This is a genomic window from Pseudomonas sp. HMWF006, from assembly GCF_003061205.1.
Lineage (GTDB): Bacteria > Pseudomonadota > Gammaproteobacteria > Pseudomonadales > Pseudomonadaceae > Aquipseudomonas > Aquipseudomonas monsensis.
The window spans coordinates 2,351-16,685 of the sequence record NZ_QAIU01000339.1; the positions used below are offsets into that span (position 1 = coordinate 2,351).

Below are 14,335 nucleotides of genomic sequence, written 5' to 3' on the forward strand. Positions count from 1 at the left end.
AATGCGTCGCTCGACCGGTTCAGTCATCAGATCGAGCACGACACGCAGATGGAAAGTGATACGCGGGTGCCGTCGGTGGACAGTCTGGTGGGGCAGCGTTCCGACAGTTGATTCGGTTACTGTAGCGGCTGGACTGCCCGCATCGCCGGCACGCCAGCTCCCACAGGGCTTGTGCCGCTCACAGGCCCTGTGGTCCAACCAAAAACTGTAGGGGCTGGCTTGCCAGCGATGAGGCCGGTACACCCCACACAAAACTGGCAGGCAACCGACAATCGCCGTAGCATCCTGACCTTGATTGAACCGAGGTGCCCATGCTGATTCCCCACGACCAACTTGAAGTCGACACCCTCACCCGCCTGATCGAGGACTTCGTCACCCGCGACGGCACCGACAACGGCGATGACACGCCGCTGGAAACCCGTGTCCTGCGCGTACGCCAGGCCCTGACCAAAGGCCAGGCGCTGATCGTCTTCGACCCGGAAAGTGAGCAATGCCAATTGATGCTCAAGCACGACGTGCCCAAGCACCTGTTCGACTGAGCCCGTCAGCGGGCCTTTTCAGAGGCCTGCTTGCGCTGGATCCGTTCATAGACTTCGGCGCGATGCACGTTGACTTTCTGGGGCGCCTCGACGCCGAAACGCACACTGGAACCGTTCACTGACAGAACGCGCAGGGAAATGTCGTCGCCGATTGAAATCAATTCACCGACGACGCGGCTGAGTACAAGCATGGGATTGGTCCTTCCGGGTTAACGAACCCTGAAGATGCGCGGCTTGCCGGTGCGACACAATGCGCGGCCGGCAAATCAGTCTTGCCTTACACCCACCCCGCCGACAGGCCGTCAGACGTTTCGTACAAAACCGTCGATTCAAGCAACCGAGAAGCGCGGACCGAACAGAATCACGCTGGCGCCGATCACACACAACGCCACGCCGATCCAGTCCGAGCTCAACGGGCGAACGCGCTCGACCACGGCCAGCCAGCCAATCGAGGCGACAATGTAAATCCCGCCATACGCGGCATAGGCGCGACCGGCGTAGGCCGCTTCAACGCGGGTCAGCAAGAGGGCGAACAGGGTCAGGCTGAGTAACGCAGGAATCACCCACAGGGCACTTTTGCCCTGACGCAGCCACATGAAGAAAGCGAAACAACCGGCGATTTCAAACAGCGCCGCAAGGAAAAACCACAAGTAATTGAGCATCGAAGCGTCTCGTCAGGGTGACCATTGCGGCCACCCTAACCACGCGACACCCGCCGGGCAAGCTCAGCCGTTGTTCTGCTTGGCCTTGGCGCGCATTTTTTCCGCCATCGCGGTCATTTCGTTGTAGAGCAGTTGCGGGTTCTTCTGCTTGATGGCCCAGGCCATGCGGCCCTGCTCATGGGGCAGGATCATGAATTCGCCGGCGGCGACTTGCTGATAGATATAGTCGGCGATGTCTGCTGCGCTGATCGGCGAACTTTCCAGCAACTTGCCGACCTGCGCTTTCATTGCCGGGGTCGGCCCACGGAACGAATCGAGCAAGTTGGTCTGGAAGAATGACGGGCACACCACATGCACGCCGACTTCCTGTTGCGCCAGTTCGATCAGCAGACTTTCCGACAGCGCTACGACACCGGCCTTGGCGACGTTGTAGTTGCTCATGGCCGGGCCTTGCATCAAGGCCGCCATGGACGCGATGTTGATGATCTTGCCTTTGCTTTGCTCCAGCAGCGGCAGGAATGCCTTGCAGCCCTTGACCACGCCCATCAGGTTGATCGCGATCTGCCAGTCCCAGTCTTCCAGCGACAACTCACTGAAGAACCCGCCCGATGCCACACCGGCGTTGTTGACGATGATGTCGATGCCGCCAAGCTTCTCTTCGCAGGCCTGGGCGAACGCCGTGAGCTGACTGTAATCACGTACATCGCAGCGCTGGATAAAACCGTCGCCACCGGCTTCGCGCACCATTTTCAGGGTTTCCTGCAGACCGGGCTCGCTGACGTCGGACAAGGCCAGTTGCCAGCCTTCACGCGCCCAGCGCAGCGCGATTTCCCGACCTAAACCCGAGCCCGCGCCAGTGATCATCATGCGATTTTGCATAGCAGACAGCCTTGTTGTTCCGGGGAAGATGCGCGGAGTGTAGCGAAGGATCCTTAGCCCTCCACGCTCCATCAGACTGCTGAATACAGGATCAAAAGATCGCAGCCTTCGGCAGCGCCTACAAGATTCGTGCAGGCGCTGCCGAGAGGAACCAAGTCGCGATTTTTTTGTTTCAAAGGAAATAAGGGAGCGATCCAAATACATTAAAAAAACATTGAATTTTTTTTCATGCACAACAGTCGGAATTTGTAAGCCGTCTGGATTTAGTTAATTACCAGCCGCCCCTGAACATCAAGACTTCTCGAATACTATCAACAAGGAAAATCGACATGGGCACAATTCTTATCATTATCCTGATCCTGTTGCTGATCGGTGGTCTGCCGGTCTTCCCGCACTCCAGAAGTTGGGGTTATGGCCCGTCGGGCATTATTGGCGTGGTATTGGTAGTGCTGCTGGTCTTGCTGTTGCTCGGCAGGATATAAAACGCAGGACAAAAAAAGAGGCCCTCAGGGGCCTCTTTTTTATGCAGCGTTTTTTTATCAGTCCGGCTTGCCGTTAATCACGCCGGCGGTATTGTCCATCAGGCTCTTGGTCGCCGTTTGCAGGAACGATTCGAGCTTGAGTTTCAATTCAGCGGTACGCGGTGCATCCTGCACGATCTCGGCATGCGGATTGGCGCCCAACTGGTACTGCCAGATCTTCGGTGCCATTTCTTTATCCTTCGGCAGCACGAGAATCTGGTCAGCGGTGACGATGGCAGTGGTCTGCTCGCTGCCCGACGGCTTGATCACACCGAAGCCGGTGTCGCCTTCCGGCAGGTTGAGCAGGTCACGGCCCCAGCACTGATGACGTACTTCGCCACCCAGACGGCCCATGATGGTCGGCACGATGTCGATTTGCGTGCCCACGGTGTGGTCACGGGTACCGAACTTTTCCTGGATGCCCGGCGCAATCATCAGCATCGGTACGTTGAAGCGGCCCAGGTCCATTTCGGTGATCTGACGCTCGTTGCCGAAACCGTGGTCGCCGACGATGACAAACAGGGTTTCCTTGAAGTACGGCTCTTTACGCGCCTTCTCGAAGAACTGACCCAACGCCCAGTCGGCATAACGCATGGCGGTCAAGTGCTCGTTGAGGCTGCCACGATCGGTCACGCGCTCGACCGGCAAGGGTGTCGGCAAAGCGTATGGCGTGTGGTTGGACAGGGTTTGCAGCAGCGCATAGAACGGCTTGCCGTTTTCCCGCGCCTTCAGTTCGATCAGACCGCGGTCGAACATGTCCTGGTCGGACACGCCCCAGGTCGGGTCGGAGAACACCGGGTTGACGAAGTCGTTACGACCCACGAAGTTGGTCATGCCCTGGTTGCTGAAGAAGCCCGACTGGTTGTCCCAGGCGAAGTCACCGTTGTAGACGTAGACGTCGTCATACTTGCGCGCGCTGAGCAGTTGCGGCAGGCCGGAGAGCTTGTGGCTGCCTTCCGGGGTCTGCATCAGGTATTCGAAACCCGGCAGGTTCGGGAAACATGCCATGGTCGCGAACATGCCCTGGTGGGTGTGCGTGCCGTTGGAGAAGAAGCGGTCGAACAGCAGGCCTTCCTTCGACAGTTTGTCGAGGTACGGGGTGATGTTGCCCGGCGCGCCCAAAGCACCCACCGAGTGACCGGCCATGCTTTCCATCAGGATCACAACGACGTTCTTGATCGGCAAGGTCTTGTCGGCGGGCGGCGTGTATTCACGGCGCACGGCGGCGATGTCGGTATCGACCAGTTTGTCGTCGGGCATCAGCAACATGTCGCGCACGACTTTCTGCGCCTGTTCCTGTGGCAGGGTGGCTTTCCAGATGTTGTTGCGATCTTCGCCCATGCGGTCCTTGGCGGCAGCGATCAGCGACAGCGTACCGTTGAGACCCAGTTGGTTGGCGAAGTTCGACTCGGTGGTGTACACGTCACCCCAGCGCAGCGGCGGGCCCTGACGCAGGGTGCCACGAGCAGCGGTGACGCAGATCAGCAGGCAGACCACGAACACCGCCAGGCGGGTGTACCACGGCGCCACCTGACGGGTGCCGACGTTGCCGCCACTGAAGGGGCCGCGTGGACGGGTCGCACGGTCGGCGCCTTTGAACGCCAGGGTCAGGATGACGGTGCCGATCGCCCACGCCAGCAGGTAACGGACCACCGGGAAACCGTACCAGAGCATGCTCATCACGGTTTTCGGGTCTTCTTTCACGTACTGGAAGACCAGGCCGTTGAGGCGCTGGTGGAATTCGCGATAGAAATCCATCTCCATCAGGCCGAGGAACAGCGCGATGCTCGAAGCGATCGTCAGCCACAGACGGAAGAAACCACGCACGGCCATGGCGCGGGCACTGAACAGCGCCAGCACCAGCGGAATGCAAATGTACACCACCAGGCGCAGGTCGAAACGCAGGCCGTTGGCGAACGCTTCAATGAAGGTCGAAGCCGGGGTGTCGAGGATCATCTCGCGGTTGTAGACCAGCAGCGCGAGGCGCAGCACGGAAAACATCACCATCATGACCAGTGCACAAAGCAGCGTGTAGGCCAGATGCGATTTGACGGTCGGTTGCAGCAGGCGAGCAGAAGATCGCTGCTGATTCAGGGCGTCCGGGTTTGCCATGTCGTTTTAGGACCCATTGGAAGTTAAAGTTGCAAAAATACAGCGGCGCCATGCCCTCTATTGGCCATTCCAGGCCCCGGGGCTTGCGCGGTGCGCAAATGTTGCACGATCACCCGCACCATTACCATTGATTACTGCCTCGGTGCCGGACACTTTCATTTAATGCCACGGCAGCGCGGCCGCGTGCCAACGGCGCGGGCGAATTGTCTTGAACACGTTGTGAAAATTTCGTTCAACGCATATCTGGAAACACAATATAGCGACAAAACAAAAACGCCCCGACTTGATCGGGGCGTTTTGCTCAACCGGCGGCGATTACTTCTCGGCGCGTTCTTTCAACGCTTTAAGCGTGTTGAACGGCGCATCGACGACAAACTTGTTGGCCACCATCGCCGGCACACTGCCACCCGGCTCGGTGTGGACTTGATAGGTCACTTCGACCTGATCGCCCTTGGGCACGAACTTCCAGAAACCCTTGACCTGGGCAACGCGCACGAAGCCTTTCTCTTCCGGCACGTACTTCGGCACGCCTTCAAGGTTGCGGGTCAGGCTGCCATCGGCGCCTTCGACGGTGGTGATGTGCAGCACCGAATCGCGCGGAGTGACTGGCCATGGCGTGTTGAACTGGGTGTAGGTCCAGCTCTGATCGCCTTCGTGCTTGAGCAGTTTCTGGGTCTTGCATTCGTGAATCCAGGCACAGGCGCCGGAAACGTCTTCCTGCAGTGCGCGCAGTTTGGCGATGGTGGTCTTCATCAAGACCACGCCCTGATAGGACTTGTAGTCCGAACCCGGCACTTCGCTCAGGGAAACCTTGATGCCGTCTTCGTTCTTGGCGACCTTCCAGTCTTCAGCCTGAACCGCCGAAGTAGCCAGCACGGCAGTCAAACCACACAACACAGCGATACGATGCAGCGAACCCATAGTCTTATTCCTTATTGTTGAAGTTCCGTTCGTTTGACACATCACGCCGCCGTCATTTGCTCCCACCAGCCGATCAACCTGATCGCCTCTTCCGAGCTGCTGCCACAGACTTCGACATCGGCGGCAAAACCGGAACAGACAGCGGGACGCTCCGGCTGGCCGAAAATGCTGCACAGGTTTTCGACCGAGAGTTGCACGCAACGTTCGCCGGCAGGTTTGCCATCAGGCATGCCGGGAATCGCCGAACTGATGGAAGGGGCAATGCAGCAAGCGCCACAGCCTTCACGGCATTTCATGACGGGCAAATCCTCACGACGGGTAATGTGCTAAAGAGACGCGGAACAGAGTAACCGCTAAAACGGCTGTTTAAAATTCCCTGATCCGGGGTTTTTACCGATAAGTGAATGTGACTGACCAGTCTCCGACAAAGCGTCTGGTCTGCGGGTCACAGGTGAGCAGGAATTACTGCTTGAATTCGAAATCCAGCGCCGCGCCTTCGATTTCCCGGCGGTCTTCGTTGCGCAGTTGCAACTGCATTTCGTTGCTGAGCAAGCGGCCGTTGAGCTGGAATCCACTGTTTTTCTCGCCAAAAAACTGCGGCAGGATCTGATCGTGCTTCGGCAGCACCACGGTGCCGGGCGGTTTCAGCTCCTGAACCATCTCCTTGGGCAGACTCAGGTCGAGCCTGGCGGGCGGCAACGGTGTGTTCACCAGTTCTTTGGCCGACTTTGATTTCGACGCAATCGGCGGGCGCTTCTTCACCGGGGCGGCTTTCTTCTGCTGCGATTTTTTGTCCGGGGCCGCTTTTGCGCTCGTTGCAGGCTTTTTTTCTGAGGTAGCCGTTGCCGGCTTTTCTTGAACGGCTGCCGCCAAGGCACTCGGCGCATGACTGATCAGTAGCAAACCCAAGATGACTCCGGCGGCAGAAAAAATCGCTTTCATGGACCCTACAACACTAACGGCAGAGGGCCATATGCTCGCTTGTTGAGCGCTACAAGACAAGCACGAGCCACTGCTGGCTTAAAATCCGCCCGCCGTTTCCTGACACAGCTGAGTCGCAAGCAGGCCGAGCGTCATCAACGCCCGCTCCGCCTCGCGGTTCCACGGAATGCCGCAATTGAGGCGGATACAGTGGTTGAATTGCTCGGTATTACTGAAGATCAGACCCGGTGCAATGCTGATGCCCTGCTGCAAGGCGCGGACATGCAACTCCTGGGTGTTGACCCTGCCCGGCAAGCTTACCCATAAGATGAAACCGCCCGTGGGCCGGGTCATTTGCGTGCCTTCGGGGAAGTACTGCTGCACTGCCAGCTGGAAGGCGCTGAGGTTTTTCCGGTATTCCTGGCGGATGTACCGTAAATGCCGGTCATAACCACCGTTTTCCAGATAAGCGGCGATCGCCATCTGCGTTACGCTGCAGGCCGAATGGGTGCTGAAGGTCTGCAGACGCTGGATTTCCTGCTGATACTTGCCGGCAATCATCCAGCCGATGCGCACCCCCGGCGACAAGGTCTTGGAGAAACTCGAGCAGTAGATCACCCGGTCAAGACGGTCATAGGCCTTGAGCGCCTTGGTGCGCCCCTGTTCAAACATCAACTCGCCATAGATGTCGTCCTCGACGATCTGGATGTCGAAGTCCGACGCCAGACGTAACAGCTGTTTCTGGCGCTCCTCCGGCATGGTCCCGCCCAGTGGATTGCTCAGGCGCGTGGTCAGCACCAGGGCCTTGATCGACCACTGGTTGGCGGCCAGTTGCAATGCTTCGAGGCTCATGCCGGTAGCGGGATCGCTGGGGATTTCGATGACTTTCAGACCGAGCAGATCGGCCAGTTGCAACAGCCCGTAATAGGTCGGCGATTCGGCGGCGATCAGATCGCCCGGACGGGTCAGCACCCGCAACGACATCTGCAAGGCATCGACGCAGCCGTGGGTGATCACCACTTCCGACGGGTCGATGACCACGCCAGCGTCGCGCATGCGGATCGCCACCTGCCGGCGCAGCGGCTCGAAGCCGGGGCTGAACATGTAGCTGAACGCCCGCGGGCTATGGAAACGCGTGACCTTGGCCAGTTGCTGATGCAGTGCGCGCACCGGCAGATAATCGACGCTTGGCACCGCAGCGCCGAGCGGGAAGACGCCTTCACGGCGTGACTCGACCAGAACCTGCTGAATGATGCTGCTGCGGGTGACCAATCCCGGCCGCTCGACCCGGGCAATGTCGGGCGTCGGCGCGGTCAGGGCGGGCGTCTGGTGGACGTAATAACCGGATTGCGGGCGCGCCCGAATCAGCCCCTGATCTTCGAGGTTGGCGTAAGCCTGCAACACCGTGGCATGGCTGACGTTGAGCTGCGAACTCATCTTGCGCACCGACGGCACGCGTTCTCCCGGTTGATAGACGCCACGACGGATGTCTTCGGCCAGTTGCTGAGCAATACGTTGGTAGAGCAAGAGATTGGTCATGACGCAGCACTCGATTTCACGGGCATTTTATTCTTGTGTGAAACAATACCGGAACAGTTTAGAAGTGTACTGGGACAGTTGCCACATTACTCGACCATACAGTGCGGTGTCTGCCCCCGACTGTACGGATTTGCGAGCCATTCGACAGACGTAAAAAAGCCCGGCACTGCATGACAGGCCGGGCTTTCCAGAGACGCAACCCTCAGCGGGCGGCGCCGAGCTGGCCTTTTTCATCGGAGAAGACAATTTCCACGCGACGGTTCTGTGCCCGCCCGCGCTCGGAAGCGTTGGCGTCCACCGGGTATTCGTCGCCGTAGCCTTCGACCTGAATGCGTTTGTCGTCGATGCCCAGGTCCATCAGCACGTCGGCCACCGCTTGCGCGCGATCGCGGGACAGCTTGAGGTTTTCCTGCTTGCCGCCGGTGCTGTCGGTGTAACCCTCGATGCGCACCACGCGTTTGGGATTCAGTTGCAGGAACTGGACGATCTTCAGCACGACACGGTTGGCCGAATTCTTCAGCTCTGCTTCACCGGTATCGAACAGCACATCGCCGAGGGTCATCACCAGACCACGGTCGGTCTGGGTGGTGGCCAGCGCAACGATCTGCTCTTCAAGCCACTTGCCTTGCTGCTGCACGCTGAGCAACTTCGACTCACGCAAGGCCAGTTGCAGGCGCTGACGTTCCAGTTCGAGCTTGGCCGCGCGCTCCTCGTTGAGCACCTGATTGGTGTGCTCGCGGGCGATTTCGCTGTAACGCTGGCTCAGGTAGGCGTAATGCACCACGTCCGAACCGCTGCCCCAATAGGTCGACAGGCGATCGGCACGGGCCAGCGACTCACCGGCGCGGATCACGTCTTTCGGCGCGATACGCAACACGTTGGAATCTTCCTTGACCTTCTGGAAGTCGGCGCTGGCTTCTTGCAAAGCGGATTCACTGTGTTGGCCGGCGCAGCCGTACAGACTGGCGCAACCGGCGAGGATCAGACCGCCGAGCACGGTGGACTTGCGGCTCATTGGGCGTCCCCCAGTTGTTTGCGCAGACGGATGATGCGGGTATTGAGCACGTTCACCTGCTCTTCGCTCTTTTGCGTCAGCACTTTGGCTTCCGCCAGACGCGCATCGAGTTCAGCCTGCTCGGACCGCATGCGTGCGTTGCGGTAAGACTCATCGGCCATGTTGCCTTTGGCGCGGTCGTATTTGGTTTCGGCCAGTTTCATTTCAGGCACTTCATCAGCGGTGGCGCCAACGGCCTTGGCCTGGGTGATGGCCTGCTCGGTCAAACGCATTTGTTCAATGGGTGCCGGATCGGTTGCGCAACCGGCCAGGGCCAGAACGGCCACAGCCGCGAAAAGAGGTCGAATACTCACTAAGAATCCCTACTGTTTTGGGGCGCTGACGGGTTGTTGCGGCTGTTGCTGCTGCGCCTTCCAGCGCTCGATATTGCGTTGCAGCGCGGCTTCCGTCAGTCCGGACGCGGGCAATTCTGTCATCTTTTTGGCCAACTGTCCGCGCAACCACGGATCGTTGCAGGCCGAGTTATGGGAAACCGCGAGGAACAGGCCCGGCCGGTCGATCGGTTGTTCGAAGGCCAATAAGTCATTGGCCATCCCCAGCGCCTGCGCGGCGGCCATGCCCGAGTAGCGGCCAGCGAGGACATATTCCACCTCGCCCAGCAGAAGTTTCTGAAAAGCCTGGGTGAGGTTGGCTGTCCGGGTCAGGGTCAGATTCTGCTCGGCGAAAGTGCCAAATGCCTGGGTCATGCGAGACTTTTCCGACAACGCGCCCGTGTGGCCGTGCAGGTCCTTGGCCTCGCTGTAAACCAGCGTCGAGCCTTTGCGGGTCCACACCAGATAATCGTTTTCCAGCAACGGCGGATGGATGTAGTCGAGGTTTTCCAGCTCATTGAGGGTCAGCGGCGCGTCGGCGAGCATGTCCATGCGCCCGCTGCGCACTTCATCAAGGGCTTGCGAGCGTTTACCGGCGTAGAGCAACTCGACTTTGATACCCAGATCCTTGGCGATCTGCTGTAACAAGTCGGCGCTGGCCCCCATCAGTTGTTTGGGATTCTGCGGGTCCTGCCACAGATACGGCGGCGCGTCCGGGCTGCCGGTGACGACGAGGCGCTCACACTTGCCGGCGGCCGCCGCCATTCCCGGCAAGAGGATCAATCCCAATAACAACCTGCGGCGCAGATCCATGGCAACACGCTCCACTCAAATGCGAGACAAAAAAAAGCCCGACCAAAAGGTCGGGCTCTTTATAAGTGAAGCCGCCGGATTAGACCAGCTTCTCCAGCTCAGGGACGGCTTCGAACAGATCCGCCACCAGGCCGTAATCGGCCACCTGGAAGATCGGTGCTTCTTCGTCCTTGTTGATCGCAACGATCACTTTGGAGTCTTTCATACCGGCCAGGTGCTGGATCGCGCCGGAGATACCGACGGCGATGTACAGCTGTGGCGCAACGATCTTGCCGGTCTGACCGACCTGCATGTCGTTCGGGACGAAACCTGCATCGACCGCAGCGCGCGAAGCACCCACGGCTGCGCCCAGCTTGTCGGCCAGGGCGTACAGGTGTTTGAAGTTGTCGCCGTTCTGCATGCCGCGGCCGCCGGAAACGACGATCTTGGCAGCGGTCAGTTCCGGACGATCGGACTTGGCCAGCTCTTCGTTGACGAAGCTGGAAGTGCCGGCGTTGTGCGCAGCAGCAACGGCTTCAACAGCAGCCGAACCACCTTCAGCGGCAACCGGGTCGAAACCGGTGGCACGCACGGTGATCACTTTGATCGCAGCGGTCGACTGTACGGTAGCGATGGCGTTACCGGCGTAGATCGGACGCTTGAAGGTGTCAGCGCTTTCTACCGAGATGATCTCGGAGATCTGGTCAACGTCCAGCTGCGCGGCAACGCGTGGCAGGATGTTTTTGCCGTTGGAAGTAGCGGCAGCCAGGATGTGGCTGTAGCTCTTGCCCAGTTCGGCAACCAGCGGCGCAACGTTTTCCGGCAGCTGATGCGCGTAAGCGGCATTGTCAGCGTTCAGGACTTTGCTCACGCCCGCGATTTTCGCAGCGGCTTCAGCCACGGCGCCAGCGCCTTGACCTGCAACCAGAACGTGGACATCGCCGCCGATTTTGGCAGCAGCAGCCACGGTGTTCAGTGTGGCCGGGGCCAGCACTTTGTTGTCGTGTTCAGCAATAACCAAGATAGTCATTTAGATTACCTTCGCTTCGTTTTTCAGTTTCTCGACCAGTTCAGCCACCGACTTGACCTTGATACCTGCGCTGCGTGCAGCCGGCGCTTCGACTTTCAGGGTCTTGTTGGTAGAGGCGGTGGAAACGCCCAAAGCGTCCGGAGTCAGCACTTCGAGAGGCTTCTTCTTGGCTTTCATGATGTTTGGCAGGGACGCGTAGCGCGGCTCGTTCAAACGCAGGTCGGTGGTGACGATCGCTGGCAGTTTCAGGGAAACGGTCTGCGCGCCGCCGTCGATTTCGCGGGTCACGGCAACGCTGTCGCCGGAGACTTCGACTTTCGAGGCGAACGTGCCCTGACCGTAGCCGCTCAGTGCTGCGAGCATCTGGCCGGTCTGGTTGTTGTCGCTGTCGATCGCTTGCTTGCCCAGGATCACCAGTTGCGGCTGTTCCTTATCGACCACAGCCTTGAGCAGCTTGGCCACGGCCAGCGAAGTCAGGTCTTCAGCCGATTCGACGAGGATGGCGCGGTCGGCACCCAGAGCCAGTGCGGTACGCAGCTGTTCCTGAGCGGTGGACGGGCCGATGGAGACGACGACGATTTCAGTCGCAACGCCTTTCTCTTTCAGGCGTACGGCTTCTTCCACTGCGATTTCGCAGAACGGGTTCATCGACATCTTGACGTTGGCGAGATCGACGCCGGAATTGTCCGCCTTGACGCGAACCTTGACGTTGTAATCCACAACGCGTTTGACAGCTACAAGAACCTTCATGGATTCCTCGTTACTCTCCGGTGAAAAGAAAGTCGCCTAGGCGAACCTGGCGGTTGATGCTCATCAGGCTAAAGGGCACCTCTAAAAACGCCGACGTGGGTGCGGGGTGATTTCACTTTATGAACAGCCCTGACCGTTCGTCAGGGGTGACCGACCAGTCATTGCTCTTCACGCCATGTAAACTGCGCGCCGGACCTGCAATGCGCATCACCTTCTACGGCCTGTGCCCTGTCTTTAGAGGTGCTCTTGAAACCGCCAGTCTGCCTACGACGAGCGCAAAACCGCCCGTATCTTGACCGGAACGCCTATTCCGGTCAATACAGCAAAATGACCATTCATAAGCCGCGCTTCTTTGATTTCTCTGGGCTGGAGCCGATTCAAACAAACGTTTGTATTGGACGCTGAGAGTGGTGTAGATATAATGCGCCGCCTAGAGAGAAAGGTGGTTTGCCCATTATTACCCTTGACGTTAACGTAAAGGCAATAACGGATGCGTCACCGAACCTCCAAATTAGAAAAAAAACTGTTGAGCCTTGAGTAGGAGATAGCCTGTGGAACGCGAATACATGGAATTCGACGTGGTCATCGTCGGTGCCGGCCCCGCTGGCCTGTCCGCCGCCTGCCGTCTGAAGCAGAAGGCCGCCGAAGCCGGTAAGGAAATCAGCGTCTGCGTGGTCGAAAAAGGCTCCGAAGTCGGCGCACACATCCTGTCCGGTGCCGTGTTCGAACCACGCGCTCTGAATGAACTGTTCCCGGACTGGAAAGCACTCGGCGCCCCGCTGAACACTCCGGTTACCCGCGACGATATTTTCGTCCTGAAAAACGCCGACAGCGCGCAGAAAATTCCTGACTTCTTTGTGCCCAAGACCATGCACAACGAAGGCAACTACATTATTTCCCTGGGCAACCTGTGCCGCTGGCTGGCCCAGCAGGCCGAGAACCTGGGCGTAGAAATCTACCCGGGCTTCGCCGCTCAGGAAGCACTGATCGACGAGCAAGGCGTGGTTCGCGGGATCATCACCGGTGATCTGGGCGTCGACCGCGAAGGCAACCCGAAAGAAGGCCTGTACACCCCAGGCATGGAACTGCGTGGCAAGTACACGCTGTTCGCTGAAGGCTGCCGTGGCCACATCGGCAAGCAACTGATCAAGCGCTTCAACCTCGACAGCGATGCCGACGCCCAGCACTACGGCATCGGCCTGAAAGAAATCTGGGAAATCGACCCGGCCAAACATCAGCCAGGCCTGGTGGTCCACACTGCCGGCTGGCCGCTGGACATCATGGGCACCGAAAACACCGGCGGCTCGTTCCTCTATCACCTGGAAAACAATCAGGTGGTGGTCGGTCTGATCGTTGACCTGTCCTACAGCAACACCTACCTGTCGCCGTTCGACGAGTTCCAGCGCCTCAAGCATCACCCGGTGCTGGCCCAGTATCTGGAAGGCGGCAAGCGCGTCAGCTACGGCGCCCGTGCGATCTGCAAAGGTGGCCTGAACTCGCTGCCGAAAATGGTCTTCAAGGGCGGTGCGCTGATCGGTTGCGACCTCGGCACCTTGAACTTCGCCAAGATCAAGGGCAGCCACACCGCGATGAAGTCTGGCATGCTCGCCGCTGAGTCGGTGGCTGACGCCCTGTTCGCCGAGAAAGATGGCACCGAAGAGCTGACCACCTACGTCGACGCTTTCAAGAAGAGCTGGCTGTACGACGAACTGTTCGCCAGCCGTAACTTCGGGCCGGCGATCCACAAATTCGGCGCCATTGTCGGCGGTGGTTTCAACTGGCTGGACCAGAACATCTTCGGCGGCAAACTGCCGTTCACCCTGCACGACACCAAGCCGGACTACGCATGCCTGAAGCTGGCCGCCGACTGCAAGAAGATCGACTATCCGAAGCCGGACGGCAAACTCAGCTTCGACAAACTGAGCTCGGTGTTCATCTCCGGTACCAACCACGAAGAAGAGCAGCCGTGCCACCTGAAGCTGACCGACCCGAGCGTCCCGATCAGCAAGAACCTGCCGCTGTACGACGAACCGGCGCAGCGCTACTGCCCGGCCGGCGTGTATGAAGTGATCACCAAGGAAGACGGCGAGAAGCGTTTCCAGATCAACGCCCAGAACTGCGTGCACTGCAAGACCTGTGACATCAAGGACCCTTCGCAGAACATCACCTGGGTCACGCCGGAAGGCGCTGGTGGCCCGACTTACCCGAACATGTAAGTCGTACCGCTGAACAACGAGGCTCCCGAGATGGGGGCCTTTTTGTTGCCCATGATTTCTTCTGTTT

17 protein-coding genes are annotated in these 14,335 nt (G+C 58.9%); 4 read left to right on the top strand and 13 right to left on the bottom strand.

Annotated features, from left to right (window positions below; all coding sequences use genetic code 11):
- Together DBR24_RS32155 and DBR24_RS13995 are read left to right on the top strand one after the other, a co-directional pair.
- Positions 1-111 (top strand): hypothetical protein (locus tag DBR24_RS32155; protein ID WP_256591472.1); only part of this gene is annotated, 111 nt, incomplete at its 5' end.
- A 200-nt stretch (positions 112-311) separates the two neighbouring features.
- Positions 312-539 (top strand): YheU family protein, encoded by a 228-nt coding sequence (locus DBR24_RS13995; RefSeq protein WP_003199186.1) that lies wholly within the window; start codon positions 312-314, stop codon positions 537-539.
- A 5-nt stretch (positions 540-544) separates the two neighbouring features.
- Here DBR24_RS13995 and csrA read toward each other — a convergent pair whose 3' ends face one another.
- The 3 genes from csrA to DBR24_RS14010 form a co-directional block, all read right to left on the bottom strand.
- Positions 545-730 (bottom strand): carbon storage regulator CsrA, encoded by a 186-nt coding sequence (gene csrA, locus DBR24_RS14000; protein ID WP_123466706.1) that lies wholly within the window; start codon positions 728-730, stop codon positions 545-547.
- A 138-nt stretch (positions 731-868) separates the two neighbouring features.
- A complete protein-coding gene (locus tag DBR24_RS14005) occupies positions 869-1,201 on the bottom strand; it encodes a YnfA family protein (protein ID WP_123466708.1) in 333 nt (110 codons plus the stop codon).
- Positions 1,202-1,264: 63 nt separating this feature from the next.
- Positions 1,265-2,080 (bottom strand): SDR family oxidoreductase, encoded by an 816-nt coding sequence (locus DBR24_RS14010; protein WP_128615059.1) that lies wholly within the window; start codon positions 2,078-2,080, stop codon positions 1,265-1,267.
- Between the two features lie 323 nt (positions 2,081-2,403).
- On the opposite strand from DBR24_RS14010, the gene DBR24_RS14015 reads away from it, so the two are divergent.
- Positions 2,404-2,562, top strand: a complete 159-nt coding sequence (locus DBR24_RS14015) for a DUF3309 family protein (protein WP_169432680.1) — start codon at positions 2,404-2,406, stop codon at positions 2,560-2,562.
- A gap of 57 nt (positions 2,563-2,619) precedes the next feature.
- On the opposite strand, the gene DBR24_RS14020 is transcribed toward DBR24_RS14015, so the two are convergent.
- The 10 genes from DBR24_RS14020 to DBR24_RS14065 all read right to left on the bottom strand — a co-directional run bounded on the left by DBR24_RS14020 (position 2,620) and on the right by DBR24_RS14065 (position 12,052).
- Positions 2,620-4,713, bottom strand: coding sequence for an LTA synthase family protein (locus DBR24_RS14020; protein ID WP_128615060.1), 2,094 nt, complete (start codon positions 4,711-4,713; stop codon positions 2,620-2,622).
- 315 nt (positions 4,714-5,028) lie between these two features.
- Positions 5,029-5,634, bottom strand: a complete 606-nt coding sequence (locus tag DBR24_RS14025; RefSeq protein WP_123466714.1) for an START domain-containing protein — start codon at positions 5,632-5,634, stop codon at positions 5,029-5,031.
- A 41-nt stretch (positions 5,635-5,675) separates the two neighbouring features.
- Positions 5,676-5,930: a YkgJ family cysteine cluster protein gene (locus tag DBR24_RS14030; protein WP_123466716.1), complete on the bottom strand. Its 255-nt coding sequence runs from the start codon at positions 5,928-5,930 to the stop codon at positions 5,676-5,678.
- Between the two features lie 166 nt (positions 5,931-6,096).
- Positions 6,097-6,576: a translation initiation factor 2 gene (locus tag DBR24_RS14035; RefSeq protein ID WP_128615063.1), complete on the bottom strand. Its 480-nt coding sequence runs from the start codon at positions 6,574-6,576 to the stop codon at positions 6,097-6,099.
- 78 nt (positions 6,577-6,654) lie between these two features.
- Positions 6,655-8,094 (bottom strand): PLP-dependent aminotransferase family protein, encoded by a 1,440-nt coding sequence (locus DBR24_RS14040; protein WP_123466720.1) that lies wholly within the window; start codon positions 8,092-8,094, stop codon positions 6,655-6,657.
- 202 nt (positions 8,095-8,296) lie between these two features.
- Entirely contained in the window at positions 8,297-9,109 is an 813-nt protein-coding gene (locus DBR24_RS14045) for an OmpA family protein (RefSeq protein ID WP_123466722.1), read from the bottom strand.
- On the bottom strand, positions 9,106-9,462 hold the full coding sequence (locus DBR24_RS14050; protein WP_123466724.1) for a DUF4398 domain-containing protein: 357 nt from the start codon (positions 9,460-9,462) through the stop codon (positions 9,106-9,108). The genes DBR24_RS14045 and DBR24_RS14050 overlap by 4 nt, the downstream gene beginning before the upstream one ends.
- A gap of 9 nt (positions 9,463-9,471) precedes the next feature.
- On the bottom strand, positions 9,472-10,293 hold the full coding sequence (locus tag DBR24_RS14055; protein ID WP_128615061.1) for an ABC transporter substrate-binding protein: 822 nt from the start codon (positions 10,291-10,293) through the stop codon (positions 9,472-9,474).
- Positions 10,294-10,372: 79 nt separating this feature from the next.
- Positions 10,373-11,302, bottom strand: a complete 930-nt coding sequence (locus DBR24_RS14060) for an electron transfer flavoprotein subunit alpha/FixB family protein (RefSeq protein ID WP_123466728.1) — start codon at positions 11,300-11,302, stop codon at positions 10,373-10,375.
- Positions 11,303-12,052, bottom strand: a complete 750-nt coding sequence (locus tag DBR24_RS14065) for an electron transfer flavoprotein subunit beta/FixA family protein (protein WP_003226982.1) — start codon at positions 12,050-12,052, stop codon at positions 11,303-11,305. It abuts the gene before it with no gap.
- 551 nt (positions 12,053-12,603) lie between these two features.
- Here DBR24_RS14065 and DBR24_RS14070 point away from each other — a divergent pair.
- Positions 12,604-14,268, top strand: coding sequence for an electron transfer flavoprotein-ubiquinone oxidoreductase (locus DBR24_RS14070; RefSeq protein ID WP_128615062.1), 1,665 nt, complete (start codon positions 12,604-12,606; stop codon positions 14,266-14,268).
- Positions 14,269-14,335: the final 67 nt, after the last annotated feature.